This window comes from Photobacterium sp. GSS17 (assembly GCF_028621875.1).
GTDB classification, from domain to species: domain Bacteria; phylum Pseudomonadota; class Gammaproteobacteria; order Enterobacterales; family Vibrionaceae; genus Photobacterium; species Photobacterium ganghwense.
The window spans coordinates 1,466,678-1,493,201 of sequence record NZ_CP117518.1 but is presented as its reverse complement, the minus strand read 5'-3'; the positions used below and the strand labels follow the sequence as shown (position 1 = coordinate 1,493,201).

Annotated in this window: 19 protein-coding genes and 1 pseudogene; 15 read left to right on the top strand and 5 right to left on the bottom strand. The window is 51.3% G+C overall.

All coding sequences use genetic code 11. From position 1 onward, the window contains the following. Window position 1 precedes the first annotated feature (1 nt). Both PGW97_RS23095 and ebgR read right to left on the bottom strand, forming a co-directional pair. Entirely contained in the window at window positions 2-3,277 is a 3,276-nt protein-coding gene (locus PGW97_RS23095) for a beta-galactosidase subunit alpha (protein WP_273859962.1), read from the bottom strand. Window positions 3,278-3,873: 596 nt separating this feature from the next. Beyond that, a complete protein-coding gene (gene ebgR / locus PGW97_RS23090) occupies window positions 3,874-4,860 on the bottom strand; it encodes a transcriptional regulator EbgR (protein ID WP_047886259.1) in 987 nt (328 codons plus the stop codon). A gap of 389 nt (window positions 4,861-5,249) precedes the next feature. Here ebgR and galE point away from each other — a divergent pair, with 389 nt between their 5' ends. The 4 genes and pseudogenes from galE to PGW97_RS23070 all read left to right on the top strand — a co-directional run bounded on the left by galE (window position 5,250) and on the right by PGW97_RS23070 (window position 10,029). After that, window positions 5,250-6,260, top strand: coding sequence for a UDP-glucose 4-epimerase GalE (gene galE, locus PGW97_RS23085; protein ID WP_273859961.1), 1,011 nt, complete (start codon window positions 5,250-5,252; stop codon window positions 6,258-6,260). Window positions 6,261-6,339: 79 nt separating this feature from the next. Continuing rightward, window positions 6,340-7,431, top strand: a complete 1,092-nt coding sequence (locus tag PGW97_RS23080) for a UDP-glucose--hexose-1-phosphate uridylyltransferase (RefSeq protein WP_273859960.1) — start codon at window positions 6,340-6,342, stop codon at window positions 7,429-7,431. A gap of 125 nt (window positions 7,432-7,556) precedes the next feature. After that, window positions 7,557-8,720, top strand: a pseudogene (gene galK / locus PGW97_RS23075) (galactokinase); the annotation flags it as partial. 187 nt (window positions 8,721-8,907) lie between these two features. Further along, window positions 8,908-10,029, top strand: coding sequence for a galactose-1-epimerase (locus PGW97_RS23070; RefSeq protein ID WP_273860648.1), 1,122 nt, complete (start codon window positions 8,908-8,910; stop codon window positions 10,027-10,029). 141 nt (window positions 10,030-10,170) lie between these two features. Here the strand turns inward: PGW97_RS23070 and PGW97_RS23065 are convergent, their stop codons facing one another. After that, window positions 10,171-11,211, bottom strand: coding sequence for a LacI family DNA-binding transcriptional regulator (locus PGW97_RS23065; protein ID WP_273859959.1), 1,041 nt, complete (start codon window positions 11,209-11,211; stop codon window positions 10,171-10,173). Window positions 11,212-11,485: 274 nt separating this feature from the next. On the opposite strand from PGW97_RS23065, the gene PGW97_RS23060 reads away from it, so the two are divergent. Together PGW97_RS23060 and PGW97_RS23055 are read left to right on the top strand one after the other, a co-directional pair. After that, window positions 11,486-12,556: a cellulase family glycosylhydrolase gene (locus tag PGW97_RS23060; protein ID WP_273859958.1), complete on the top strand. Its 1,071-nt coding sequence runs from the start codon at window positions 11,486-11,488 to the stop codon at window positions 12,554-12,556. A 108-nt stretch (window positions 12,557-12,664) separates the two neighbouring features. Then, window positions 12,665-14,014, top strand: a complete 1,350-nt coding sequence (locus PGW97_RS23055; RefSeq protein ID WP_443147144.1) for an MFS transporter — start codon at window positions 12,665-12,667, stop codon at window positions 14,012-14,014. A 381-nt stretch (window positions 14,015-14,395) separates the two neighbouring features. On the opposite strand, the gene PGW97_RS23050 is transcribed toward PGW97_RS23055, so the two are convergent. Continuing rightward, window positions 14,396-15,400 carry a substrate-binding domain-containing protein gene (locus PGW97_RS23050; RefSeq protein WP_273859956.1) on the bottom strand — a complete coding sequence of 335 codons (1,005 nt, stop codon included), beginning with the start codon at window positions 15,398-15,400 and terminating at the stop codon, window positions 14,396-14,398. 183 nt (window positions 15,401-15,583) lie between these two features. On the opposite strand from PGW97_RS23050, the gene PGW97_RS23045 reads away from it, so the two are divergent. The 8 genes from PGW97_RS23045 to PGW97_RS23010 all read left to right on the top strand — a co-directional run bounded on the left by PGW97_RS23045 (window position 15,584) and on the right by PGW97_RS23010 (window position 23,729). Next, window positions 15,584-15,916 carry a tRNA-binding protein gene (locus tag PGW97_RS23045; protein ID WP_047886253.1) on the top strand — a complete coding sequence of 111 codons (333 nt, stop codon included), beginning with the start codon at window positions 15,584-15,586 and terminating at the stop codon, window positions 15,914-15,916. An 839-nt stretch (window positions 15,917-16,755) separates the two neighbouring features. Beyond that, window positions 16,756-17,532 (top strand): transporter substrate-binding domain-containing protein, encoded by a 777-nt coding sequence (locus PGW97_RS23040; RefSeq protein ID WP_373689514.1) that lies wholly within the window; start codon window positions 16,756-16,758, stop codon window positions 17,530-17,532. Between the two features lie 73 nt (window positions 17,533-17,605). Next, window positions 17,606-18,553 (top strand): amino acid ABC transporter permease, encoded by a 948-nt coding sequence (locus PGW97_RS23035; protein WP_047886251.1) that lies wholly within the window; start codon window positions 17,606-17,608, stop codon window positions 18,551-18,553. Window positions 18,554-18,572: 19 nt separating this feature from the next. Then, on the top strand, window positions 18,573-19,298 hold the full coding sequence (locus PGW97_RS23030) for an amino acid ABC transporter ATP-binding protein (RefSeq protein ID WP_157038327.1): 726 nt from the start codon (window positions 18,573-18,575) through the stop codon (window positions 19,296-19,298). Window positions 19,299-19,820: 522 nt separating this feature from the next. Further along, window positions 19,821-20,015, top strand: coding sequence for a hypothetical protein (locus PGW97_RS23025; protein WP_273859955.1), 195 nt, complete (start codon window positions 19,821-19,823; stop codon window positions 20,013-20,015). Window positions 20,016-20,021: 6 nt separating this feature from the next. Then, window positions 20,022-20,462, top strand: a complete 441-nt coding sequence (locus tag PGW97_RS23020) for an SAM-dependent methyltransferase (RefSeq protein ID WP_273859954.1) — start codon at window positions 20,022-20,024, stop codon at window positions 20,460-20,462. Between the two features lie 648 nt (window positions 20,463-21,110). After that, window positions 21,111-22,700, top strand: a complete 1,590-nt coding sequence (locus PGW97_RS23015) for a BCCT family transporter (RefSeq protein ID WP_261603571.1) — start codon at window positions 21,111-21,113, stop codon at window positions 22,698-22,700. 12 nt (window positions 22,701-22,712) lie between these two features. Next, window positions 22,713-23,729, top strand: a complete 1,017-nt coding sequence (locus PGW97_RS23010; protein ID WP_273859953.1) for an aldo/keto reductase — start codon at window positions 22,713-22,715, stop codon at window positions 23,727-23,729. A 115-nt stretch (window positions 23,730-23,844) separates the two neighbouring features. Here PGW97_RS23010 and PGW97_RS23005 read toward each other — a convergent pair whose 3' ends face one another. Continuing rightward, window positions 23,845-24,723: a LysR family transcriptional regulator gene (locus PGW97_RS23005; RefSeq protein WP_261603575.1), complete on the bottom strand. Its 879-nt coding sequence runs from the start codon at window positions 24,721-24,723 to the stop codon at window positions 23,845-23,847. 238 nt (window positions 24,724-24,961) lie between these two features. On the opposite strand from PGW97_RS23005, the gene PGW97_RS23000 reads away from it, so the two are divergent. Then, on the top strand, window positions 24,962-26,467 hold the full coding sequence (locus PGW97_RS23000; protein WP_273859952.1) for an aldehyde dehydrogenase family protein: 1,506 nt from the start codon (window positions 24,962-24,964) through the stop codon (window positions 26,465-26,467). The last annotated feature ends 57 nt before the right edge of the window (window positions 26,468-26,524 follow it).

The window sequence follows — 26,524 nt, the reverse complement described above, 5'->3', positions numbered from 1 at the left end:
GTTATGCCTCCACGGTGGCAGCAGTGAGCTGCGATTTCTGAACTGAGCGTGTATCGCTGCCGGATTTACCCTGCGGCGGTACATCGATGGCAGTGAAAAAGTCACGGCCGAAGTCGAACGCCGCCAGGTTTTGAGCACGGCAATTGCCGGTATTAACAGGAGCAAGCGTCAGACCGAATCGGAAATCCTCAAGGTAGACCCGGTATGAGTCCAGCACCTCGCTGCCCCAGGAGTTCGAGCCTAAGCCCAGCACTTTGTGGTCAATATTCAGGGTAATAAAGCCACTTTCCTGCAATTCATGGGTATGCTGTGCCTGATGAAGTTTCTCGCTGGTATACAGCCAGGCACTGAGGTGAATAGGCTGCTGGGGTTTAACCAGTAATCCGCTGCCATGGCGGTCAGTAAGCGCGGCCCAGCGCACGTCCTGACGGTTACCGTTGTTTTGCGGGAACGGGTAGTTTTCAAATAAACCAGCAACCGTGCTCTGGTACACATCAATCAGGTTTGCCTGGCGGCTGTCGGGATAGTTTTCTTCCGGACCGCGACCGTAATACTGCACCTGATCAAACTGGCGACTGATGCCCAGATCCAGACCGATGGCTGGAATCACATGCGGATAGTCACCGTATTTTTCTCCACTCAGTTCGAGATTGAGCTGACCTGCCGCCGTGATTTGGTAGCGATAGGTACAGCGCATACCGAAATCAAAGACCGGTGGGGCAATAATGCTGGTGACCGCCACGATGACGCTATCATCGTGCTGAACGACATCCAGAGTGCGGAAATGCTCCTGCATGATCTGCAGATGTGCCGGGTGCCACAGCCCTTCGTATTCCTGCTTGTGGTTATCGATCATCGGCTTGAAGAAATGCAGTTTTGGCTCTGCAGCAATAAGCTGCTCCCCATTGACAATCCATGAAGTCAGTTTGCCGTTGAGCTTGGAGAAGCACAGTGCAAAGTGCTGACCGGTGATCTCGACGGTAAGGCGATTGTGCGTAACCTGAAGCCCTGTTTGTGCTGGCTGACAGAGTGTTTTGCGTGGCGCGGTGCTGGCTTTCAGCGGGAACTGGTAAACCGCGACAGGATGGTTGGGCTCGCTGTAGCGGGTGCGGCTGTCTTTACGAATGGTGAAGTTAATGAATGCTTCGCGCTCATCCAGCCAGCTATTCTGTAAATAGGGCTTCTCCCCGTTGCTGCTTTTCGAACCGCTGTCACCCGAATTGCTTACTTGGCCAGTCATCAGCAGGGACTGGCTATTGAGCACAACCATGGCATCTTCTGCCAGTTCCGGCAGGGTAATGTCGCGGCTGCTATTCGCTGCCAAGGCTTCCACTTTGAAACTGAACGTTTTCAGCGTCTCGCCTTCGGCGCGGATTTCGGCCGTGATGGTGTGATCATCTAAAGTCGAGAACCAGAATTTGTTCTCTACCGTAAAGATGCCCCGGCGAATGTCTTTCACGCGGATTTTAACCGGCGCAATAACCTGCTTGTATTCTTTCAGACCCGGCCCTGGTGTCTGATCCGGATACACCAGCCCGTCCATGCAGAAGTTGTAGTTGTTAGGGTAATCCCCATAGTCACCGCCGTAGCGATAGTACTCTTTGCCATTTTCATCACAGGCCAGAATGCCGTGATCGCACCATTCCCAAACGTAGTGCCCTTGAATGTGGTCATGGCGGTAAAACACGTTCTGGTATTCAGCCAGTCCGCCAGGCCCGTTGCCCATAGCATGGGCGTACTCGCAGATAATACGCGGTTTGTGATGCGGGTATTCGCCAAAGTAGTTCATTTGCTGAACCCGGGAGTACATGGTGGAAATCACGTCAACGACCTCGGCATCGCGGTCTTCTTCGTAATGCACCAAACGGGTGTCATCAATGGCTTTAGTGGCATGGTACATGGCGCGGATATTACAGCCATAGCCCGATTCATTGCCCAGTGACCACATGATGATCGACGGGTGGTTCTTTTGGGCATGAACATGACGTACGGCGCGATCGACGAATACGGCTTCCCACTCGGGATCGTCGGTGATCCGACTGAGATCGCCGATGTTGGCAAAGCCGTGCGTTTCCACATCGGTTTCGGCCATCACAAACAGCCCGTAAATATCACACAGTTCATAAAAACGGGGATCGTTCGGGTAGTGCGCGGTTCGGACAGAATTGATGTTGTGTTGTTTCATCAGGATCAGATCTTTCTCGACCCGGTCCATGCCGACAGCACGGCCTTTGCGGTGGTCGTTGTCGTGTCGGTTTACCCCGTGCAGCATCACATAGTGGTTATTGACGTAAAACAGGCCATCACGCACTTTGATATCTCGAAAGCCCACGCGTAGAGGCACGATTTCCAGCACATTGCCCTGAGGATCTTTCAGGGTCAGTAGCAGGTGGTACAGGTAAGGGGTTTCAGCGCTCCAGTGGGTTGGGTTTTCCACTGCGATCTTAAACTGAGCATGGCCATGAGGTGTCGGACACACGTTGTTGAGGTTGCCTTCAGCCAGGCAATGCTGCTGGTCAAACAGGGCATAATTCAGGGTGTAGCCGGTCGTTGGTTCGGCGAGCAGACTTTCAAGCGTCAATGCACAGCTGAGAGTGGCACTCTGGTAATCGTCGGCAAAATCGGTACGAACAAAAAAATCCTGAATATGGACGGGATGTTTACCGATCAGGTAGACATCTCGGAAGATCCCAGCTGTCCACCACATGTCCTGATCTTCAATGTAGGTAGAGTCTGCCCATTGCATGACCCGCACGGACAGCAGGTTGTCACCGATCGTTACAAAGTCAGAAATATCAAACTCGGCGGTCAGGCGGCTGCCTTTACTGAAGCCGACATAACGACCGTTTACATACACTTCAAAGTAGGTTTCCACCCCATCGAATTTGATAATGGTCTGCTGGCCCTGCCAGTTGCTATCGAGGGTAAAAGTACGCTGGTAGGCACCGGTCGGGTTATCGGACGGGACGAACGGGACATCGATCGGAAACGGGAAACCTTCATCGGTGTACTGCAGGTGTCCGTGGCCTTCCATTTGCCACATGTTAGGAACGGTGATGTGGCCCCAGTTTTCCATCTCCTGAGAATAGAAATCTTCCGGTACCAGCAGCGGGTGGGAGAAATAGCGGAATTGCCACTGACCGCTTAATGAAATAAAGCGCTGACTCAGCTCGCGCTGAAAGGTACGGGCAGTGTCCTGCGAATCATACGAGAAGAAATAGGCGCGAGGTGCTATTCGGTTCTCATGCAGTAAATGGAAGTTTTCCCAGTTGTTCACGTGGCCTCCTGATTATTATGCCTACGGTATGGCTAGGTGTTGTTATTGGTATGGATGTCATTGGGCTGTTAAAAGACAGGCATTCCTGCCGGGAGCTTTGATCAGGCGTCCTGGAAAATATATTAGTAAAACTTTTACTAAATAGAATTAGTGAAAACGTTTTACTTTAACTTGATCACGATTTAATGAGTGATTTATCGAGAGGGTGTGATCCGGTTAAAGAAAAACCGGGCTGTTGGTTTTTTGGTGCAGTTGTCCTTCGGTACTGTTCAGACGCTGCCTTGTTTTACGCCCCTTGAAAAACCGAAAAACAGGCGCGGCTAAGCGCTCAACGCAACAACAGCTAGTGCAATAAACCGAGTGACGAGGTGGGCGGCAAGTTGAGCGACAAGATGAGCAAACAGTAAGTGGAGAGTTGAATGATAAGGCGAACGGTCAGGTAACGCACCGTGATGTCAGCAGAAAAAGGGGCATTAAAAGGGCGCGGAAGATCGTATAAATACGAATTTTATCAATTCGTTACATGGTGTCTTTGTAGTTTGTTCAGGCGTGTTTAAAGGCGTACAGGGTACGCCTTAATCACTTACCGTATTGGTTTACTGACGTGTGGTATCGCGCAGTTTCAGCTGGCTCGGCACATAGACCTGCAAGGGTAATGTCCGGCCATCACGGTTTTTCTCGACAAGCAGATTGACCCCCTGAATTCCCATCATCTCGGAGTGGATACGCACTGTTGAGAGGGAAGGGTAGGTAAACTTGGCGGTCGGGATATCATTGACGCTAATCAGCGCAATATCGTCGGGAATCGCCAGACCGTGCTCGTGAATTGCACGCAACACGCCGATGGCAATCGAGTCGGAAGCGATAAACAGCGCTTGCGGCCAGTGTCCTTTCTCCAGCATGGTTTTTGCCAGATCGTAACCAGAGGCACTGGAAAAATCACCGCGATAAATATCGTCTGGGCTGACCACCCCTTTCAGCACACCGTACTCAGCAAATGCTATTTCCCGAATATCTGGGGTGTTTGGCGCATCTTCGCCACCAATAAAGCCAATTCGGTCATAGCCTTGTGCGATAAAAAAGTCGGTGATTTCTTTGCTGATACGCGCCAGGTCAATATCGACGGAGTCGTAAATGCCGTCGAGATCCGTGCAATCAATAAAACAGATATTGTCGGTTAGCTTCTTGGCTTGTTTGAGGACGGCAGGTTTGTTTCTGCCGATTAGGAGAACGCCTGACACCTTGTGCGGCGCGTTATCCATTACCCCGTCATAACAGTTTGTCAGGGTGATCCCCAGTTTGTCGCACTGGGTTTCAATACCGTGGCGGATAGACAGGTAGTACGGATCATTCACTTCCGCAGCTTGCGGGTAATGGTAAATGGCCAGAAAGTGGTGCTGCTGGTGTTTGCCTTGCACATTTTTCTTGGCGCTGATGGTTTTGTATTCCAGTTTTTCAGCAATTTCGAAAATACGGTGCTTGGTTTCTGCTTTGACATTCAGGGTGGGATCGTCATTGAGCACCCTGGAAACGGTGGCCAGCGATACCCCCGCCTCAGTCGCAATATCTTTCAGTGTTGCCATTGTTACTCTTTCCTGTTGGCAAGCTTCTTATCGGAAGTCGTCATGAATCTACCGTCCCCATTGTAAACAATCCGATCCCGGATGCACGATTTTTTAGTAAACCGGTGGAAACTGACCGCAAAATGCCGCTGTGTGTGGCCGGAGGTCGTCGTCCGTCGTCGGGTATGGCCTGGTAGTCCTTGTGGTTAGCGTACCGCTTCAGGCGAACGGTTGCTCTGGGATAATGCACTTCTTTCACTAAAGCGATGATCTCTGATGGCTTAGTGATGACATTTGATGGAATTTGTGGAAACGTTTACACTCTGCGTGTTTGATCACGGATCGATCCTATAACGGCTTGCTAGACTTTTGTCATATCGCGAATAAACGGCAATCGGAAGAGGTGAGGCGTGAAAGTATTAGTGACCGGCGGCATGGGGTATATCGGCAGCCACACATGTGTGCAGTTAGCGGAAGCGGCGATAACGCCAGTGATCGTCGATAACCTGAGTAATGCAAAAGCTGAGGTGCTGGCACGGATTGAAGCGCTGACAGGTATCCAACCTGATTTTCATTTGGGTGATATCCGGGACGAGGCTTTTCTGGATTCGGTGTTTGCAGCTCACGACATTCAAGCGGTGATTCACTTTGCCGGACTGAAAGCGGTGGGAGAGTCGGTGATTAAGCCACTGGAATACTACGACAACAATGTAAACGGCACGTTGGTGCTGGCGCGCAGCATGCGAAAAGCCGGGGTGAAATCGCTGGTCTTCAGCTCATCAGCGACGGTATACGGCGATCCTGATAGTGTTCCGATCACCGAAGATTCACCGACCGGCGCAACCACGAACCCGTATGGGCGCAGTAAATATATGGTCGAGCAGTGCCTGTCGGATCTGTATGCCGCCGAAAATGACTGGAGCATTACATTGCTGCGCTATTTCAACCCGGTTGGCGCGCACGCCTCTGGCACGATGGGAGAAGATCCGCAGGGTATCCCAAATAACCTGATGCCGTTTATTGCGCAGGTGGCGGTCGGGCGTCGGGATCACCTGTCGATTTTTGGCAACGACTACCCGACCCCAGACGGAACCGGGGTGCGGGATTACATCCATGTGATGGATCTGGCTGATGGTCATCTCGCCGCACTCAAAGTTGTCGGCCAGCAACCCGGTTTGCATATCTACAACCTTGGCACGGGGAAAGGATCCAGCGTGCTGGAGATGGTCGAGGCATTTCGCCTTGCTTCGCAGCAGCCGATTCCCTACGAAATCTGTCCGCGTCGTCCTGGGGATATCGCAGAGTGCTGGGCAGATACAGGCAAAGCCGAACGTGAACTGGGCTGGAAGGCCACCCGGACGGTAGCCCAGATGGCGGCAGATATCTGGCACTGGCAGTCACAGAACCCACAAGGGTACTGACCGATTTCTTTGCCGTTTTTTCCTGATGAATTGGCTTCCCAGCTCTTTATTGAATCGCCTAGCCTGAGAGAAACCCGAAATGACACACACTGAGTTTAACCCTGTTGATCATCCGCATCGTCGCTATAACCCGCTGACCGGGCAATGGGTGCTGGTCTCCCCTCACCGGGCCAAACGTCCCTGGAGCGGTCAGGATGAAAAAGCGTCCACAGAAGCGCTACCGGCTTACGATAGCGGCTGTTTTCTGTGCCCAACCAATACCCGGGTATCGGGGGATGTGAATCCGGACTATGCCGGAACCTATGTGTTTAACAACGACTTTGCCGCCCTGATGACGGACTCGCCGGATGCTCCGCCATCCGACAATCCGCTGTTTAAGACACAAGGGGTACGCGGCCTGAGCCGGGTTATCTGTTTTTCACCCGATCACAGCAAGACCCTGCCGGAACTGTCACTGGAAAGCCTGCGTGGCGTGATTGATACCTGGGATACCCAGATTGAAGAGCTGGGTAAAGAGTATGTTTGGGTACAGGCGTTTGAAAATAAAGGGGAGGCGATGGGCTGCTCTCAACCTCACCCGCACGGTCAAATCTGGGCAAACAGTTTTCTGCCGAACGAAATTGAGCGTAAAGACCATAACCTGAAAACGTACTATCAGGCACACGGCACCAACCTGCTGCTTGATTATGTTCAGGCCGAAATGCAGGACGGCGCCCGGACTGTGGTCGAAACGGAGTACTGGCTGGCGGTGGTACCGTATTGGGCTGCCTGGCCATTTGAAACCCTGTTACTGCCTAAAACGCACATTCGCCGCATGAGTGAGCTGAATGCCGCACAGCGTGATGATCTGGCTCTGGCACTCAAGAAACTGACCAGCCGTTATGACAACTTATTTCAGTGTGCTTTTCCGTATTCCATGGGGTGGCATTATGCCCCGTTTTTTGAAGCCAATGGCCCGGAAGGCAAGCCGAATACGTACAACACAGACCACTGGCAGTTGCATGCCCTGTTTTATCCGCCGTTGCTACGCAGTGCAACGATCAGAAAATTTATGGTGGGCTACGAGATGCTGGCTGAAACTCAGCGTGATCTGACGGCCGAGCAGGCCGCCCAGCGATTGCGAGATGTGTCCGATGTGCATTACAAGGCCGTTGATGCGGATAACCGCTAAACGACCGCACTCTTGTTATTCATGCTTTTGATGTAAAGCACTTTTGTTTTTAAGCATTGCTGTTTTAACGCATTTTTTGATTTCAGCCCGTCAGATTTTACGACGATGTAGCAGAGAATTTTTGTATGACTGATCTTATTCACACAGTAAATAACGCGTTTTCTCAGGTTCTGGGTTATGCCCCTACACATTGGGTGCAGGCGCCGGGGCGGGTCAACCTGATTGGTGAGCATACTGATTATAATGACGGTTTTGTGCTTCCTTGCGCGATCAATTACCAGACCGTTGTGGCCGCAGCCAAACGCGATGACAACCGGGTTCGGGTGGTGGCGGTTGACTATGGAAACGACACGGATGAATTTGACCTGACTCAGGATATTTCCTTTCAGCCTGAAAAAATGTGGGCGAACTATATCCGTGGCGTAGTCAAATGCCTGCTGGGACGTGGTTTTCAGCTTGGCGGTGTCGATATCGCGGTCAGCGGAAATGTGCCGCAAGGAGCAGGGTTGAGTTCCTCTGCGGCGCTCGAAGTGGTGATCGGCCAGACCTTCAAAGTGCTGTATAACCTTGAGATCAGCCAAGCTGAGATAGCGCTCAATGGCCAGCAGGCTGAAAACGAATTTGTGGGGTGTAACTGCGGCATTATGGATCAGCTGATCTCGGCGGAAGGGCAGGACAATCATGCCCTTCTGATTGACTGTCGCAGCCTGGAAACCACACCGGTTCCAATGCCGGAAGACATGGCGGTGGTGATCATTAACTCCAACAAACAACGCGGACTGGTCGACAGTGAATACAACACTCGCCGGGCACAGTGCGAGGCCGCCGCCAAGATTTTCGGAGTGAAAGCCCTGCGCGATGTTTCTCTTGCGCAGTTTGAGGCGTGGCTTGAGTCTCAGAAAGCGGCGCAAGCAGAGGTGGATCCGCTGGTGGTCAAACGGGCGCGACACGTGATCACGGAAAATGCCCGTACGCTCGAAGCGGCGCAGGCTCTGAGTCATGGCGACCGGGTTCGCATGGCGCAACTGATGGCGGAGTCTCACGCGTCTATGCGTGATGATTTTGAGATCACAGTGAAGGAAATTGACGCCCTGGTCGACATTGTTAAAGCCGTGATTGGTGAAGAGGGCGGTGTGCGTATGACAGGCGGCGGTTTTGGCGGCTGTGTGGTTGCGTTGATGCCGCCGGCGCGGGTGGATGACGTGATAGCTGCAGTTAGCACTCGCTACCCGCAAGAAACTGGCCTGAAGGCTTCCGTGTATGTCTGCCAGGCTAAAAATGGCGCAGGGGAATGTGTGAACCTTGAATCCGCGGCTGATACGGCGCATGTATCCGCCTCTGATTCAGTGGCAGCGGCACAGGAGTAACGCGATGCAGGTTTCATTATCAACATCTTTATTGACGTCAGGCTCAACTTGCGACTCGGCCTCTGAATTCACCACGGCCTCAAGCTATCTGGTTGCCGTGGAGCAAGCGATGACCCGCTCGCCTGCCGCTGACGGGCAACCTGCCCGGGTGGTTCATCTCACGAACCCAAACGGCATGACCGTGTCACTGATGGATATCGGGGCGACTTGGCTGAGCTGCACGCTGCCCGTCAATGGCGAGTGCCGAGAAGTGCTGCTTCGCTCGCCGGACATGGCGGCGCACTTGCAGCAGAGTGCCTACTTTGGTGCGATTGTCGGCCGTTATGCGAACCGTATCGGCGGCAGCCAGTTTCGTCTGAACGGTGTGCTGTTCAGGATCAGCGCCAATGAAGGGGGGAATTCACTGCATGGTGGGCAGTTCGGATTCGATAAGCGGCGTTGGGATATTACCGGGCTGAGCGCGCAAGCCGTGACGTTCCGGTTGTATTCCGAAAACGGTGATCAGGGGTATCCCGGTAATCTTGAGGTCGCCGTTACCTACCGCCTGACCGACGACAATGCAGTAGAGATTTCTTATCAGGCTGAAGGCGATCAGGATTGTCCCGTCAACCTGACCAACCATGCTTATTTCAATTTGGCCGGAGCGGGCTCTGGGGCTAAAAGTCTGGATCATGAGCTGCAATTGCACGCCAGCTATTACCTGCCGACACGACCTGATTTGATCCCCACGGGAGCGCATCTGGCGGTTCAGGGAACCAGTTTTGATTTCACGCAGCGGAAAACCATCGGACGGGATTTTCTCTCAGAGCCGGATCAGGTCACCGCTGGCGGGTATGATCATGCCTGGCTGTTTGATGCCACGCGCTGCGATGGTCAGGCTGTTGTCGCTACGCTGATTTCACCGGATCAGCGAGTGACTATGCAGATGGCGACGACAAAACCGGCTGTGCAGTTTTACGCTGGCAACTTTTTGGCGGGCACGCCGGGAGCGCTTCCTCAGAACAGCGCGGCGGTGCATGACGCTGCAGCAGCTGATTTAGAGGACGATATTGAGACTGACAAAGAGAACATGGCCGTTCAGCATTATGAGTATCAGCAACATGACGGATTGGCGCTGGAAACGCAGTACCTGCCGGACGGACCTAACCATCCGGAATGGGGCAGTTGCAGCGGTATTTTGCTTGCGGGTGAACCTTATCAGCACCGTACCGTCTACCGATTTATCTATTAGTCGTTGCGGTTGAGCTGCTGAAGTTGAGCCGCCGCAGTTGAGCCGCTGAAGTTTAGTCGCTGAAGCTTAGTCGCCGAAAGTGAGTCGTTACAAAATACAGAAATGCCCGGTGTAAGTGAACGCTTACGCCGGGCATTTGATTTAATCAGATTTTGAGGGCGTGGCCGTCGGCCGCTGTGAAGAGCGGCGGATGATAAGCTCGCCTTCCACTTTTCGTCTTTGCGACAGAATGGGCTGTTGATTGAGCAGCGCCAGCAGCGTTTCCACCGCCTGTTTGCCCATGTCGGCATAAGGGAGTTCGACGGTGGATAACGCCGGAAAACTCTCAGAAGCTATTTGCTGGTTGTCATAACCCACCACTGCAATATCTGTCGGAATTTTCAGTCCTTTTTCTGCAATGGCCTGATAGCATCCCATGGCCATGTAATCACTGCTGCAGAAAATAGCCTCAGGCGGGGTATCCAGCTCAAGCAGCTCGATTGTCTGCTCGTACGCTTCTTTCAACGACCAGTTCGCTTCCCGTATATAACGTGCGTTGGGCATGATGTCAGCATCAATCAGCGCCTGACGGTAGCCGTCGATGCGCTGTATCGCCGCCTGCATCCAACTTTCACCGGCCAGCATCGCGATTTTCCGGTAACCCTGATGGGTCAAGTGCTGCACGGCTTTGTAAGCCCCGATCATATCGGCCGGCAGAATAGCCGGTGTGGTGTCATGATTCTCACTCACGCAGTTCAGCAAGACCGTCGGAATCGTGGCCTGTACCCGCTGGTGTTCAAGGTGCCGGGTCATACTGGAGGCATAGATAAGCCCGGCATAATCGCCACTGTTCACTTCGGATTCGATCTGAGACGCCAGCACTTCATCATGGCTGTAGTTAAAGGTGACCAGTACATAATCATTCTCCCAGGCTTCTTCCCGTGCACCATTAATGGCATCGATGAAAGGGTCGTAGCTGGTGAGCCCGTTGAGGACAAAAGCAATTTTCTTCGGCCGTCCCATTGCGTGGGCAACTTTCTTGTTTTGGTAACCGAGTGTCTTCGCGGCCTGCAACACTCGTTGTTTGGTAGCCTCTGCAATTTTGACTGACTGCGAATGATTGAGTACGAGCGACACGGTTGACTGAGACACGCCCGCCTCGGTCGCAATGTCACTCATGGTGACTTTCTTGTTTCTGTTCATGATGACGGTACTGGGTAATATCTTGACTAAAGATATTAGCTAATTGTGGTACAGATTGCACTCTCTCCCCGTCTTGCTTCCTTACTGTTCTGAATCCTGTCTGATAAGGATCACAGATTGATCTTTATGGTGGCTGATCAATGTGACTGATCGCACAAGCCGCTTCTTTGACACTGGTGGTCAGCGGGTTAATAAATATATTAGCTAATATTATTAGCTAATATATTTATTGGCTGGTTCATTCGTTTGATCGCATCGTGAAAGAGGTAATGAAATGCAAAAGTGGTCTGAAGAACGCGCATGGCAATGGCAGGCTCAGCATGGTTGGCTGAGAGGATTTAATTACTTACCGCGTACGGCCGTGAACTGGACGGAAATGTGGCAAGCCGACAGTTTCGACCCGGCTGTTATGGAGCAGGAACTGCGTTGGGCATCGGAGGTGGGCTACAACACACTGCGTACCAATTTACCTTTTATTGTCTGGCAGGTTGACCGGGATGGACTCCATCAGCGCATTGATCATTTCCTCGATATCTGTGAACGCAACCAGATCAAAGTGATGCTGACCCTGATGGATGACTGCGGTTTTTCCGGAGACCATCCGTATCTGGGAGAACAGAAAGCCCCGGTACCGGAGTTGCACAACAGTCAGGCCGCCGCCAGCCCTGGCCGGAATATTGTGATGGATATGGCACGTTGGGATGAAGTGGAGCACTACGTCCGGGACATTATTTCGGTCTACCAGAACGATTCTCGCATCGTTATTTGGGATCTCTATAACGAGCCAACCAACCGGATGATTTTTACCACCGACGGTGAGGTGGCATTCGATGAAGAAATGGAACGCTTCAGCCATGCGCTGATGGAAAAAGCCTTCGAGTGGGCACGAGATATCAACCCGACTCAACCGCTGACCGTCGGTGCGTGGCATGCCCCGAGTATTTTGGATCGTCAGCTGCCGGTCTACGAACATCCGACTGATCGCCGTGCCATGGAGCTGTCAGACATCATCACGTTTCATGCCTATCTGCCGCTGGACCTGTTCCATCGGGCGGTCGATGTCGTGAAAGCGTATCAGCGCCCGATGATGTGCACTGAGTGGCTCGCGCGTCATGCGGAGTCTCACCTGCATGAACAGCTCCCGCTTTTCAAAGATATGGGGATTGGCTGCTATCAGTGGGGGCTGGTGAAAGGGAAAACACAAACGCACCTGCCGTGGCCTGAAATTAAGCGTAATGACAGTAATTATGCCCGTTGCTGGTTCCACGATTTGCTGGACGAAAACGGGCAGCCTTATGACGAATCGGAAGTGACATTGATAAAAACACTCGCAGAAGTGGAATAACAGGGTGTGAGCCGGTCCTGCGTAACGGGCTGGCTGACAAAATATAATGCACAAAACAGAGACGTGAAGATGACAACTGTACCCAATACACTGACCCACCGGGAGCTGATGTCCTATTTTGGATATGGCGTCGGTCAATGCTTCAGCTTTGGCCTGGTCGGCTCCTTTATTCTGTATTTTTACACCGATATTCTCGGCATATCGCCGATTGCCGCCAGTACCATTTTCCTGATTGCCCGGGTGTGGGATGCGGTCAATGATCCGCTAATCGCCGGTTACATGGATACGCTGGAATCACGCTTTGGCAAATTCCGCCCCTACATGCTGTTTACGCCTTTCCTGATTGTGTTGGTGACGGTCGCATCGTTTTACAATATTGATGCCGATACCTCGACCAAGGTGATGTATGCCGGTATTACCTATATTTTATGGGGAACCTTATACACCATCTCGGATGTGCCATTCTGGTCAATGTCCGCAGTCATGACCGATGAACCGCAGGAGCGTGCCAAAGCGGCGACCTGTGCCATGCTGGGGGTGAATGCCGGGATTGGCGCGACACTGGTGATTTTTCCTAAGCTGAGTGCCTATTTTGCCGATGGTCGTACTGATCAGGGCTATCTTCCGGCAGTGCTTGTCCTGATGCTGGCGGGGCTGCTGTTTATGCTGAATGGTTTTTACAATACCCGAGAAAGGGTCAAAACATCCGGTTGCGAAAAAGTCACCCTCAAGCAGACTTTCCAGGCGGTTCGCAAGAACAAACCGTTGTTTATCATTTTGGCCGCCTTCTTCATGAACGTGTTCTTTAACATGGTCAACGGGCTGTATGTCTTCTTCTTTACCTACAACCTGGGTGATGCCGGACTGGTTTCCCTAATAGGTACGATCACTCTGGTCAGCGCGATTGCCTGTCTGGCGACACCGATGCTGACCAAGCGTTTCAGAAAGCGGGATATTTTTATCGCTTTGTGTGTTCTGGAGATTGTAGCGCGGATCGGTTTCTATCTGTCAGGCTTCGATAATCCAACGGTCGTGATGGTCTGGCTGTCTGTGATCACCGCCATCTTCATGATGACGAACCCGCTGATCTCCGCCATGATTGCCGACACTGTTGAATATTCTTACTACCACAGCGGGAAGCGCACGGCGGCCATTACTTTCTCGGGACAAACCTTCACCGGTAAGCTGTCGGTGGCGGTAGCAGGCGGGTTAACCGGTATTGTGCTGACGATGATTAACTATGTGCCCAATGCTCAGCAGACAGAGACGGCATTAAACGGCTTGTTCTTCTGTATTGCGCTGTTACCGGCGTTGGGCGCACTGATACGCATTTTTATCATGTCGCGTTACACCTTCACAGAAGATCAGCATGCCATTTTACGGGATAAGCTGAGTCGCGGAGAATTTGCTGAAGGGGTAAGGGTTGAATCCCGTCCGATGAAAGAAGTGACCAGCTGATCGCCTGAGTCACAGAGTGAGGGGGATATCGATGATGTTCTCCTCACTGTTTTTGCCACGCGGCTTATTTCCTGCTGTTTAATGATTTACTGTTTATTCCTTGTTTGTCATTCCTCACTATTCCTCACACCCTTCATGACTCTAGGATTCTCTGAGTTTTACACCGCGGTATTTTTATCGCCCAAAGCTCAATGCCAAAGAGTTCTTTGCACATAAAATTACCCCCCCCCAAAAAAAAATAAACCAGCCAGCCTGCGATGAACGTTGCTTAGCAGGGCGGCTTGTTTCTATCTTGGTGGTTTCTGTCTTGTTTGTTTCTATTTTGGGGAGGGATCTTCGAAGCCTTAATCGTATGGCCTGTGAGAAGTCCGGTGCGGTGACTTACCCCACCCGGGCAACTGAATCACGCCGTACCACGGTCGGGGTAAACCGCATGGTTGCGCCGGCGGGCTGAGGGGCGTCTTTCGCCAGTTGCAGTGCCAGCGTGGCGGCATGCTCGGCCATCATTTCAATCGGGTAGCGGATGGTGGTTAGGCGCGGGGAGAGATAGCGGGCGATTAAACCGTCATCGAACCCGACAATAGACAGTTTGTCGGGGACAGGTATTCCGTTTTCCTGCGCGACGGAAATGACCCCGGCAGCCATGTTGTCGTTGTATGTTACCAGCCCCGTCATTGTGACTGACTTGGTCAGCAGCTCGGTCATTGCCGCTTCACCCCCTTCACTGTCCGGCGTTCCGCGTGCGATATAGGTTTCAGGCAGATGGATATCATGTGCGAGCAGTGCTGCCCGGTAGCCCTGAATGCGTGCATCAGCATCTTCAATATCATGGTTAGAGCTGATGCAGGCGATGTGGCGGTGGCCGTGGCGGATCAAAAACTCCGTGGCCAGATACGCCCCTTTAAAGTTATCCAGAGAAATACAACGATCGGCGATTTGCTCGATGTGGCGGTTGATCAGTACCAACCCTTTCACTTCCTGCGCATAGCTGCACAGCTCTTCATCCGATAAGCCTTTGGCGTGCACGACCAGTGCATCACAGCGGTTGTTGATCAGCAATTCCAGAGCCTGACGTTCATCCTGTGCGTTGTGATAGCCATGGCCAATCAGAATATGTTTGCCGTTTTGCCGGGCGACATTGTCCACGGCTTTGACCATAGTGCCGAAAAAAGGATCGGACACATCACCAACCAGGACGCCGACGGTATTGCTACTTTGGCTGACCAGGGCTCTGGCGGTAGCATTCGGGCGATATCCCAGCTTTTTCATCGCCTTGGTAACTGCTTCAATGGATGATTTGCCCGCTTTAGGGGAATGATTGATCACCCTTGAGACGGTGGCGACTGAAACCCCGGCCTCGCGGGCAACATCTTTGATCGTTGCCATGTTTTACCTCTGCCATGCTGTTGGCAGCAATTAAACACCCTATGTGTAACTATGGCAATGAGGGATCAGAGTAATTGGTGTAAATGCGATCTTTACCACTTATGAAATCTACAGTTTCTGCTAATGTAAACGTTATCCTTTACTAAACTTTACTTTTTGTTTTACTTTGTCAGGAGCAAGCCAATGGAAAAGATTGCGTATTCAGATTTTGCCAAACTCGATATCCGTGTCGGTAAGATCATTGAAGTGGCCCGCCATGCCAATGCCGACAAGCTCTATATAGTCCAGATTGATGTGGGTGAGCAAACCCTACAGACCGTTACCAGCCTGGTACCGTACTACACCGAGGACGAGTTAATGGGCAAACAGGTTGTCGTGCTGTGTAATCTGCAAAAAGCCAAGATGCGAGGCGAAACGTCTGAGTGCATGCTGCTGTGTGCAGAAACTGATGATGAATCGGAAAGTGTTTTGCTGACCCCTGAGCGCGCTATGCCTGCCGGTGTGAAAATTGTGTAATGGTAACCTGATGCTGAGGGGTGTTGCTGCTAAGGGCACATGCCCTTAGCAGTTGTGAGTGGGTGAGTGTCTTATTAACCCTTTTCTATCAACCAGTTATCTATCAACCAGTTTTCTATCAACCAGTTTTCTATCAATTAGTGTTTTATAAACCAGGGCTTTTTAAGTCTGCTTATTTTCCTGCTGATTTTCCTATGTATTGTCGGCATGTCTTTTTCAGTAATGCCCTTTTAAGTCGTCTCTTTTCATTAAATCCCTCAACATCCGTCCCCTGTTCAACATCGGCCTTTTTGACCGTGTTCTTTTTGTGAGTGCTCTGTTAGCACTGATCTTTATGGCCAGCGTTACTCTCGCTAGGTTGTGCTGCTCATCGTGCTCGTAGTACCCATCTTGTCCATCGTACCTAAAGCTTAACGGGTGTTTGAGCTCTCCCGCTGACTTGGTTTATGTCTCGATTGTCTTATGGCTCGACTGCTTCTTGGCTCCTGCGTTGAGTTCTTTCTCTGGTGATCTCCCGATTTTTTCCTGTGTTTGTCCCAAACAGTGTTTGGTTTTGCAAATTAAACTAAAAAATCATACTTTGTGAATTTTTATTCTCACGGGTTGGTGTGCTAGTCTTGTCTTTAATGTGAAAATTTTGTACTGAATTTGATTTATTACTAACCACAATATGCTGATTTGGTATTGGCTTGGTGGGTTCGAGTTGGTGGTTTATTGTTCGATTGTGTTTGAGTTAACGGGATTTTATTTGTTATAACCAAGCAAGTATCAGCGTGATACATTGCAATTAGACTCATAAGAAGGATACAAGGATGTCTGTACGTAAATTTGTAAATGGTATGGTTGCCACTTGTGCATTAATAAGCGCTTCTGCATCGGTTTCGGCCGGCCCGATTCTGGATGATATTGCTAAATCAGGCGAGCTGCGTGTGTGTTTCGATGCCGGTTATATGCCGTTTGAAATGAAGAGTAAAAATGGCTCTTACGTCGGGTTTGATATCGATCTTGGTAAGATGATGGCTCGTCAGATGGGAGTGAAATATGTACCGGTGAACACCGCGTGGGACGGGATTATTCCGACGCTGCTGACTGGCAAGTGCCACATGATCAACGCAGGGATGACCATCAACGCCCAGCGTAACATGCGGGTGAACTTTGCTGATCCGTACATCGTGATTGGTCAGAGCATCCTGCTGAATCCTAAGCTGGAAGGCAAAGTGACCAGCTATAAAGATTTGAATAACGGCCAGTACACCGTAGTGACCAAACTGGGGACGACAGGCGAGCAGGCGACCAAACGTATGCTCAGCAAAGCCAAGCTGAATGTGTTTGAAACGCAGGCCGATGCTGCGCTGGAAGTGGCCAACGGTAAAGCAGATGCACTGATTTATGACATGCCGTTTAACGCCATTTACGCGGCTCAGAATAAGGGCAAAGTGGTGCACCTTGAGCAGCCTTTCACTTATGAGCCTCTCGGCTGGGCAATTGCGCAGGGCGATTCTGACATGCTCAACTTCCTCAACAACTTCCTGCGTCAAATCAAAGGCGACGGTACCTACGACCGTATCTATGACAAGTGGTTTAAAGACGACAGCTGGCTGAGCCAGGTGCAGTAAGACCACGGCGGCTGGCTTTGGTCAGCCGCTCCCCGTCAGTGTTCTGTTCTCCCAACGCCTAAGGAAGATGTATATGATTAGGACGACCAACCGCTGGCTCTGGCACCTTGTTTCAGTAGTCATCGTCGGTGCACTGATGCTCGGTATTTACCAGGCATCACAAAGCATAAATTACAACTGGCAATGGCAACGGGTGCTGCCGTTCATTGTCGATACAACCCCGCAGGAATATCGGGCACAGGGTGACGGCACCGCAGTGATCAACCCGGATAATTCCATCACCATTAATTTTGATTACAGCGACGATGCCCAGCACATCGCAAAATATGATGAGCGGCTGGTTCAGCAGGGGGATCTGGTTTTTGAAGGTGACGTGCTGGCACGCAGTGACCAGTGGACGATTGGCCCGGTCACACTGGGGTTATGGGTCACGCTGAAAATATCGGTGCTGTCGCTGTTTTTTGCCATTATTCTCGGGCTGGTGGCCGGGTTAATGCGCATTTCTCATAATCCGGTGAGCAAGAATCTGGCATTTCTGTACGTCGAAATTATACGGGGTACGCCGCTGCTGGTGCAGATTTTCATTGTGTACTTTTTCCTTGGCACCATCTTTGAGCTGGAGCGGTTCACCGCGGGTGTCGTTGCCCTGTCGATTTTCACCGGCGCCTATATCGCCGAGATTATCCGCTCCGGGATCCAATCCATTCCGCCGGGGCAGATGGAAGCCGCCCGCTCGCTGGGGATGAGCTATCCCAAGGCGATGTTGTATGTGATTTTGCCACAGGCTTTTAAGCGGACTCTGCCACCAATGGCTGGCCAGCTTATTACGCTGATTAAGGACTCCTCGCTGGTGTCGGTGATCTCCATTACCGACCTGACGAAAGCCGGGCGGGAAGTGATCAGCGGTAGCTTCGCCACATTTGAAGTCTGGTTTGTGGTGGCGGGACTGTATCTGGTGCTGACAACCAGTTTGTCGTGGGGTGTTCAACGGATTGAAAAGAGGCTGGCAAGCAGTGACTAGAAATTATCAAGGCGATGACATGATCGTCGCGACGAACGTGAACAAGATTTATCCCAACCAGTGCCATGCTCTGAAAGATGTCAGCGCGACCATCAAGCGCGGTGAAGTCGTGGTCATTATCGGGCCATCCGGCTCAGGGAAATCAACGTTTTTGCGCACACTGAACCAACTGGAAGTGATCTCATCCGGCGCGATTCAGGTGGATGGGATGGACATGTATGCCAAAACCACCAACATCAATGATCTGCGTGCGAATGTCGGTATGGTGTTCCAGTCGTTCAATTTGTTCCCCCACAAAACGGTGAAAGGCAACGTCATGCTGGCGCCGGAAAAAGTGCTGGGGCGAAAAAAGGCGGAGGTTGAGCTTGAAGCAGAAAAGCTGCTGAAGCGAGTGGGGCTGGGCGATAAAATGAATGTATTTCCGTCACAGCTCTCCGGTGGTCAGCAGCAACGGGTAGCGATTGCCCGGGCGCTGGCAATGAAGCCGGATGTGATGTTGTTTGATGAGCCAACGTCTGCACTCGACCCGGAAATGGTCGGTGAAGTGCTGGATGTGATGAAAGATCTGGCCTCAGACGGGATGACCATGGTGGTCGTCACCCATGAAATGGGCTTCGCCCGTGAAGTGGCTGATCGGGTGTTGTTTATGGAAGACGGCGAGTTGTTGGTCGGGGATACCCCGGAGCATATTTTTGATACGCCTAAGCACCCACGCCTACAGCAGTTCTTATCCAAGCTTCTGTAAGTCAGTTTTCTGCTGGCCTATGAAGCGCTTCAATATGACACCCTCAAAAAAACCAAGAGCGGACAGCAATGTGTCTGTCCGCCCTTGTCTACTGACTTGTAAGTCATCGCCGCTATAAAGAAACGTGAAAAAATTCAGAAAGAAGCGCAGAGCTGTATGAAATCTGTCTGTATCGTTTCCTCGATGCGACTAGATTTGGTAGGCCGCTCTAGATTAGTTTTGCCCCTTTTCCACTTAGAGCTAATGCCCATCCAATCCCTGACTATACGAATTTGACTTACCAAAACTTTATCCGAAAGAGTTTAGAAGTTATCCTTTCTAAAAGTGTTAGATTTTTTGCAATCTAATCTCCTTTTCTTCTCACTAGCTTATTGATTATAAATTGAAGTGCTACGAAATGGTTGCATCATTGCATCATTGCATCATTGCATCATTGCATCATTGCATCATTGCATCATTGCGACAGTGAAAGCGGCTCAACGTCATTTAATAACGAATAAAAATATATTTCGGAGAGAGAGCATGGATAGCTACGAAGAGAGACTCAAAAATACATTTTTTAATTCCCTATGGGTTAAAGCCGCAGAAGAAATCTATCCGCAAGATATTCAACCTTACAGTAGTTGTACAAAAGAGTTATTAGTGCAACTAAAAGAGTTAAAGCCTAAGAGGATTTTGGATTTTGGATTTTGGATTTTGGATTTTGGCTGTGGCTAAGGTGGTTTGAGTATTTGGTTGGCGAAAGAGTTTGATTGTCCTGTTGTTGGTTTAGACCGAACCGTGGCAGCAATTCAATTCGCGAGGTATAGAGCGGAGAAACATGGATTGGCTAAAATGGTGACATTTGAAGTTGCTTCATTCGATGACATCAGAAGCATATCTGGTGGTTTTGACATGGTAATAAGTGTTGATGCATTACCATTTGCAAGTGATGAATATGCAGTTTTGTCTGATGTACATCGGTGTTTAAACGATGGTGGAAAATTTATTTTTACTACCCGGGAACCTTTGCCTGACTCACCAAAACTAAAACGTCTGGGTACAACTTGGAGCAAAATTTTGACTAGTACTGGTTTTAACCAATCAAAACTTATTGAAAGAGTGGGGGGGCAGAGTTCTGGGCTACTGTTTATCACGCATGGATTGCTAATGAATCGTATTTGAGATATGAGTTCTCTCAACCAGTTGTAGAGATTCTTATCAATGAAGCGAATGAAGTTGGATCGCGTTTATTTGATGGGAGGTCTTGGTGGTTAATAAAAATACAAAAGGCATAACGACTGTGGCTTCAAGGTACTTTTTCCAATATCAACCAGACGAGTTATAGCAACTTTTCTAACTTACTTTTATCCATCTTTAAGTCAGTTTACTCAATGCTGACTTATTCTTGCCCCTAAGTTACGTTGAACTTATTGCTCATTCATATTTATGTGGCTTTGCCTTATCAAAAATTATCTGAAATTTATTAATGCATTAGGTTATATAATGACTTTCTCAAGAAAGAGCGAAACTACACTAAGTGTTTAGCCCACGCTCTCTTGTAGGTAAAGTTTATTTCATTCTGCTGTATTAGTATTCACGGTGGCGTTGATATTTCTCTGGGAATTTAAAAAATAGTGACGTAATGGCGTATTTACATGAGATTTATCAGAGGTTGTTTTGTTATTAAACTCTATTATTCAATAGGTTAATGTCTTCATCTTTACTTGTTGCCGCTCTACTCATTATGCCATGAGTTAAACTCATTCGCTTTAGGGCTGAAATGTTACAAAAATGTTCTCCATGGTGAACAACAGGTAACAAGGAATGTCTATGAAGAATCTCAGAACACTGACGTTTTACCCTGCATTTGTCTGCATGCTGATTACGGTGTATTTCACGGTGCAGGATAAAGCGTTTTTTATTGAAACAACATCGGCGATCAATAACCTGATCATCGACGATCTGTCGTGGCTTTTTTCGCTCTCGGCGGTATTGGCGGTGATGCTGGTGGTGTATGTGTTTTTTGCACCGATCAGCCGGGTCAAAATCGGCGGTGAAGAAGCCACGCCAATCCTCTCGCCGTTCAAGTGGTTTGCTGTATCGCTGACCACCGTCATTGCGATGGGGATCCTGTTCTGGTCAGTGGCAGAGCCGATTGTGCACTACTACAATCCGCCGGAGTTTTTAAATATCGAACCCCACTCTGCGGCCGCAGTGCGGTTCTCCATGTCGACCATTTTCGTACACTGGACGATCACCCCTTACTGTATTTATACCGTTTCCAGTCTGGTGTTTGCGTTGGCGCTGTATAACCTCAAGATGAAGTTTTCCATCGGCTCCATGTTGCGTCCGTTTGTCGGCAAACTGATCGACGGACCGGTCGGTGATGCCATTGACGGCCTGGCACTGTTCGCCGTGGTGATGGGGATGTCTGCGACGCTCACGTCCGGGATCCTAGTGATCGGCGACGGTCTGACCGGTACGCTGGGGCTGGCCACGTCTCCGGTGATGTATGGGATGATTGCGTTGGTGATCATCGGTACGGCGCTGTTCTCAGCCTCGACCGGCCTGCATCGCGGGATCCAGATCCTCTCGCGCATTAATACCTGGTTTTACTTTGGGGCGATTGCATTCATCTTCCTGCTCGGCCCGACCAGCTATATTCTGTCACTGGGCGTGGAAACCTTCGGGATTTATCTGTCAGAGTTCTTCCAGCGCAACATGGTCACCGGGGCTTCCGGTCACTCCCAATGGCCGGGCTGGTGGACGGTAGCGTTCTTTGCCAGCTGGTTTGCCTGGGCACCGTTGACCTCACTGTTCCTGGGCAAAATTGCCCGCGGCTACACGGTGCGTCAGTTCATCATCGTCAATGTCATCCTGCCGTGTCTGTTCGGGTTCTTCTGGTTCAGTACCTTCAGCGGTACCTCGATTTACCTTGACGATTTATTGGGTGGCGAGCTGTACCGCGCGTATCAGGAAACCGGTTTTGCTTCCGTCATTTACGTGCTGTTTGACCAGTTCCCGCTGTCCTCGGTTGTCAGCACCCTGTTTGTCTTGGTCTGTTTCATTACCTTCATTACGGCGGCGGACTCCAACACCGATGCCATTGGCGGCCTGTGCACGGAAGGCACCGATGCCGAGCACCTGACATCGCCGCTGTGGATCAAAGCGTTCTGGGGCCTGTCGATTGCGTTCGTTGCCTGGATCAGTGCCAGTTACATCGGCGTCGATGCCGTGAAAATGCTGTTCAATCTGGCCGGCCTGCCCGGGATGCTGATTGTGATTGGCGCCGGACTGTCACTCATCAAATTGATTTCTATGGTTAAGGTTGTCGACGGGAAAGCGATCCTCGAGCCCGCAACAGAGCCCGACACGGCGACCAACGTCACGCGAAACATCGCTTCATTATTTGGTAAATAACAAGGATTTCACATGGAATACGTACAACTTGGACAATCAGGGCTTCGCGTCTCCCGCCTGTGCCTGGGCACCATGAACATGGGATCGAAAGCGTGGAAACCTTGGATCTTCGATGAAAAAGAAAGTGAGCCGATTATCCGTCATGCACTGGATCACGGGGTGAACTTCATCGACCTGGCGGACTTCTACTCCACAGGGGCGGGGGAAGAGGTGGTGTGTAATGTGCTGAACCGGATTGGCCAGCGTGACCGCATGATCATTACCACCAAAGTCGGTTATGCCATGAATGATGATGTGAATGGCTACGGTCACTCACGTAAGCACATCATGGACTCGATTGACGCGTCGCTCAAGCGGATGAACATGGATTATGTCGACATCTACATGCTGCACTACTTTGATACATCGACGCCGATTGAAGAGACCATGGGCGCACTGAACGATATTGTTCGCAGCGGAAAAGCGCGCTATATCGGGGTATCAACCATGTACACCTGGCAGCTGGCGAAAATCCTCCAGGTGTGTGAGCGCAATGGCTGGGCGAAGCCGATTAACATGCAGTTGCAGCTCAACTGTGCTTACCGGGAAGAAGAGCGGGAAATGATCCCATTCTGTATGGATCAGGGAATCGGGGTGTCCGTGTTCAGCCCGCTGGCGCGCGGTATTCTGACCAATGATTTGCAATCGACTCGCAATCAGACCGACTTCTTTACCACCGAAATGTACAACGACAAAGTCTCGTTTGAGATTGCCCAGTCGGTGGCCCGAGTGGCAGAGCACCGGGGCTGCACGCCGGCGCAGATTGCGCAGGCTTGGGTGCTGTCCAAACCTCAGGTCTCTTCCATGCTGGTGGGGGCGGATACCCAAGCCCAGTTCGACAGTGCGGTGGCCGCGCTGGAAACCAGACTGACTGAGGAAGAGCTGTATGAGCTGGATCGCAACTACACCCCGTGTGATCTGATTAATGATTACACGGCCGGGAAACGGATCCCACGCGACCCGCGTCCGGCAAAAGGTCTGTTTGCTTAAGCCCCGCTTGGATAGTGATTTCAGAGTTACCCTCTCTTTTGCCCCGGTTTCGCCGGGGCTTTTTTCGTGGTTTGATTTGTATTTGAAACGAGAGCTCCCCTTTAAATAGGCCAGGTCAAAACAAATCCAGCGCCCGGTCTTTGAGCCACTCGCAGAAGTTATCCACCTTGCCGATCCCCAGTTTGGCGGGAGACACTTTCAGGGTGTAGCCGTAGCGGCTGCGCGCCTGCAGCGGACTGAACTGGATCAACGCCCCGCTTTTCAGTGAAAAATCGACCATATTCTGATCGACAATCGCATAGCCACTGCCGGCAATAGCCGCGTTGATCACCTGCTCCTGGGTACTCATGGTGATCCCGGGCGGGTGCCCGGCGGGCAGGGGAATATCGGCCGCCGCCAGCCAGTCGGCCCAACTGGGCAGGTGATCGCCTTTATGGCGGATATGCAGCATCCGATGGGCATTCTGCTCCAGCTTCATGCAATCAGACAGCAGGTCCTGATTACACACCGCAATATACTTTTCGACGAACAGGATGCGATCTTTTTCGAGATGGCGGTTAATTTCCTCGAAACAGATCTCCAGATCAAAACTGACCCCTTCTTCTTTGTCGGTATACAGGTGCAACTCGTACTGGGGAAAGAGCTGGGCAAAACTGCCGATCCGCGGGCTGAGCCAGCGCGAGCAGAAGGTCGGCGGGGCCAGAATCGTCAGTCGCTGGCGCAAGTTCGGATCGCGAATGGACGCGATTTCTTTCTCAATTTCCGAAAAGGACCCCTGAATGACCTGGAGCAGTTCGAGTCCGGCGGCAGTCAGTCCCAGCTTGCCGGGCGTGCGGGTAAACAGGCTGACGCCCAGGTACTCTTCCAGCTGGCGGATCTGTCGGCTGACGGCACCTTGGGTGACATTCAGGTTTCTGGCGGCCAGGGTAAAGTTCAGGCACTCGCCTGCGGCTTCAAAGACTTTCAGTGAATTGAGCGGGGGAAGTGTTCTCACGCGAATTATCCTTCATCACAAAATGAGTACGTACAGGGTCGGCCATCGCTGTGCAGTGGGAGACATGCCTTTGAGAAGTTCAAAGAGATCAGTGTGTTAAACATAGCCCCTTTGAAGGTGCCGGGGGCATGATTATATGTCATTCCGGTATGACTTAGACTCGTTTGTTGCGGATATGTGAACTCACTATATTGAACCTGTTTATTACACAGGCAATGCCGGATGAGGAGAAAGCAAGATGGAACAGACCCTGGCACAGGCAAAACAATGGGCGCAGGAATGGCTCGGAAAAGAAAAGCAGCAATATGTCGGTGGCCAATGGGTGTCCGGCAGCGCTGAGCTGGCGTGGGAGATCATTGACCCGAGTAACCAGCAAACCTTGTGTTCAATTGCGCTGGCTTCGGAGCAACTGGTCGGAGAAACCGCGCAGATCGCTAACGCATGTCATCAATCCGGTGTCTGGCAGGAAACCAGCCGGACGGAGCGGGCGAATATCCTGCGCCAGATTGCCCAGCTCATTCGCGACCATACCGAGCAGCTGGCGGTGCTGGAGACACTGGCCAACGGCAAGCTCATTGGGGAGTCACTGGTTGATGATATCCCGACCTGCGCCGATATTTTCGATTACTACGCTGGTTGGACCGACAAATACTACGGGGAAACGTCGCCGGTCGATAAAGACTACCTCAACTTTACCAGCCAGGAGCCGGTGGGTGCCTGCGCGCTGATCGCGCCTTGGAACTTCCCGCTGTATCAGGCGGCGCTGAAACTGGCGCCGGCGCTGGCGATGGGCAATACCGTGATCCTCAAGCCGTCGGAGTTCACCCCGCTGACTGCTATCTATTTGTTTGAACTGATCGACGCGCATCTGGATCTGCCGGCCGGCGTGTTGAACCTGTTGGTGGCCGATGGCAAAGCCTCGAACCATCTGACCCTGAGCGAGCATATCCACAAAGTCTCGTTCACCGGTAGCACCCCGGTGGGCCGCAAGATCATCCAGAACAGCGGAGCGTCGAACCTTAAGGCCACTACGCTGGAGCTGGGCGGCAAGTCGCCGTGTATCTTCTTCGCCGATACGCCGGATCTGGACAAAGCCATTGATCGCGCGTTTACCGTGATGTTCTCGCACAAAGGGGAGAAATGTTCGGAGCCGACCCGCTTCCTGATCCAGGAATCAATTTACGATCAGGTAGTTGAAAAGCTCATTGCCAAAGCGGAAGCCGTTCAGTGCGGTAACCCGTTTGATCCGGCGAGCCAGCAAGGGCCGCAGTGTAACCAGGCTCAGTTCGACAAAATCATGCAGTACATCGAGATTGGCAAGCAGGAAGCCGAGCTGGTGGCCGGTGGTTATCGCGATACCACGGGCGATAATGCTGAGGGGTTCTACATCCGTCCGACGATATTCTCGCGGGTTTCGCCGACTGCGCGGATTGCCCAGGAAGAGATTTTCGGCCCGGTGCTGTGCTGTATTGCCTTTGAATCCGAGCAGGAAGCGATCGAGATTGCCAACGCGACCCCTTACGGTCTGGCAGCCGGCGTCTACACTGCGGATGTCAAACGGGCCCACCGCATGGCCAATAAGATTGATGCCGGGATGTTCTTTATCAATCGCTATGGCTGTTACGGCCTGAGTAGCCCGTTTGGCGGCTTCCGCCAGAGCGGCTGGGGCAAGGAAATGGCGATTCATTCTCTGTCGTCCTACACCAAGACCAAATGTATCTGGGTGTATCACGGCGACGATTGATTCGCCAGTCTGAAACTGTCACCAAAAAACCAAAGGCGCGGCAAAGCCCTGTCGCGC

Bases quoted from the DNA above. Each gene is read 5' to 3' on its own strand.
- PGW97_RS23030 (WP_157038327.1), top strand. From the start codon at position 18,573: ATGATCGTCGCGACGAACGTGAACAAGATTTATCCCAACCAGTGCCAT.
- PGW97_RS23045 (WP_047886253.1), top strand. From the start codon at position 15,584: ATGGAAAAGATTGCGTATTCAGATTTTGCCAAACTCGATATCCGTGTC.
- PGW97_RS23040 (WP_373689514.1), top strand. From the start codon at position 16,756: ATGGTTGCCACTTGTGCATTAATAAGCGCTTCTGCATCGGTTTCGGCC.
- PGW97_RS23015 (WP_261603571.1), top strand. From the start codon at position 21,111: ATGAAGAATCTCAGAACACTGACGTTTTACCCTGCATTTGTCTGCATG.
- PGW97_RS23010 (WP_273859953.1), top strand. From the start codon at position 22,713: ATGGAATACGTACAACTTGGACAATCAGGGCTTCGCGTCTCCCGCCTG.
- PGW97_RS23050 (WP_273859956.1), bottom strand. From the start codon at position 15,400: ATGGCAACGATCAAAGATGTTGCCCGCGAGGCCGGGGTTTCAGTCGCC.
- PGW97_RS23000 (WP_273859952.1), top strand. From the start codon at position 24,962: ATGGAACAGACCCTGGCACAGGCAAAACAATGGGCGCAGGAATGGCTC.
- PGW97_RS23080 (WP_273859960.1), top strand. From the start codon at position 6,340: ATGACACACACTGAGTTTAACCCTGTTGATCATCCGCATCGTCGCTAT.
- PGW97_RS23025 (WP_273859955.1), top strand. From the start codon at position 19,821: ATGGATAGCTACGAAGAGAGACTCAAAAATACATTTTTTAATTCCCTA.
- ebgR (WP_047886259.1), bottom strand. From the start codon at position 4,860: ATGGCAACACTGAAAGATATTGCGACTGAGGCGGGGGTATCGCTGGCC.
- PGW97_RS23055 (WP_443147144.1), top strand. From the start codon at position 12,665: ATGTCCTATTTTGGATATGGCGTCGGTCAATGCTTCAGCTTTGGCCTG.
- PGW97_RS23060 (WP_273859958.1), top strand. From the start codon at position 11,486: ATGCAAAAGTGGTCTGAAGAACGCGCATGGCAATGGCAGGCTCAGCAT.
- PGW97_RS23035 (WP_047886251.1), top strand. From the start codon at position 17,606: ATGATTAGGACGACCAACCGCTGGCTCTGGCACCTTGTTTCAGTAGTC.
- PGW97_RS23065 (WP_273859959.1), bottom strand. From the start codon at position 11,211: ATGAACAGAAACAAGAAAGTCACCATGAGTGACATTGCGACCGAGGCG.
- PGW97_RS23070 (WP_273860648.1), top strand. From the start codon at position 8,908: ATGACCCGCTCGCCTGCCGCTGACGGGCAACCTGCCCGGGTGGTTCAT.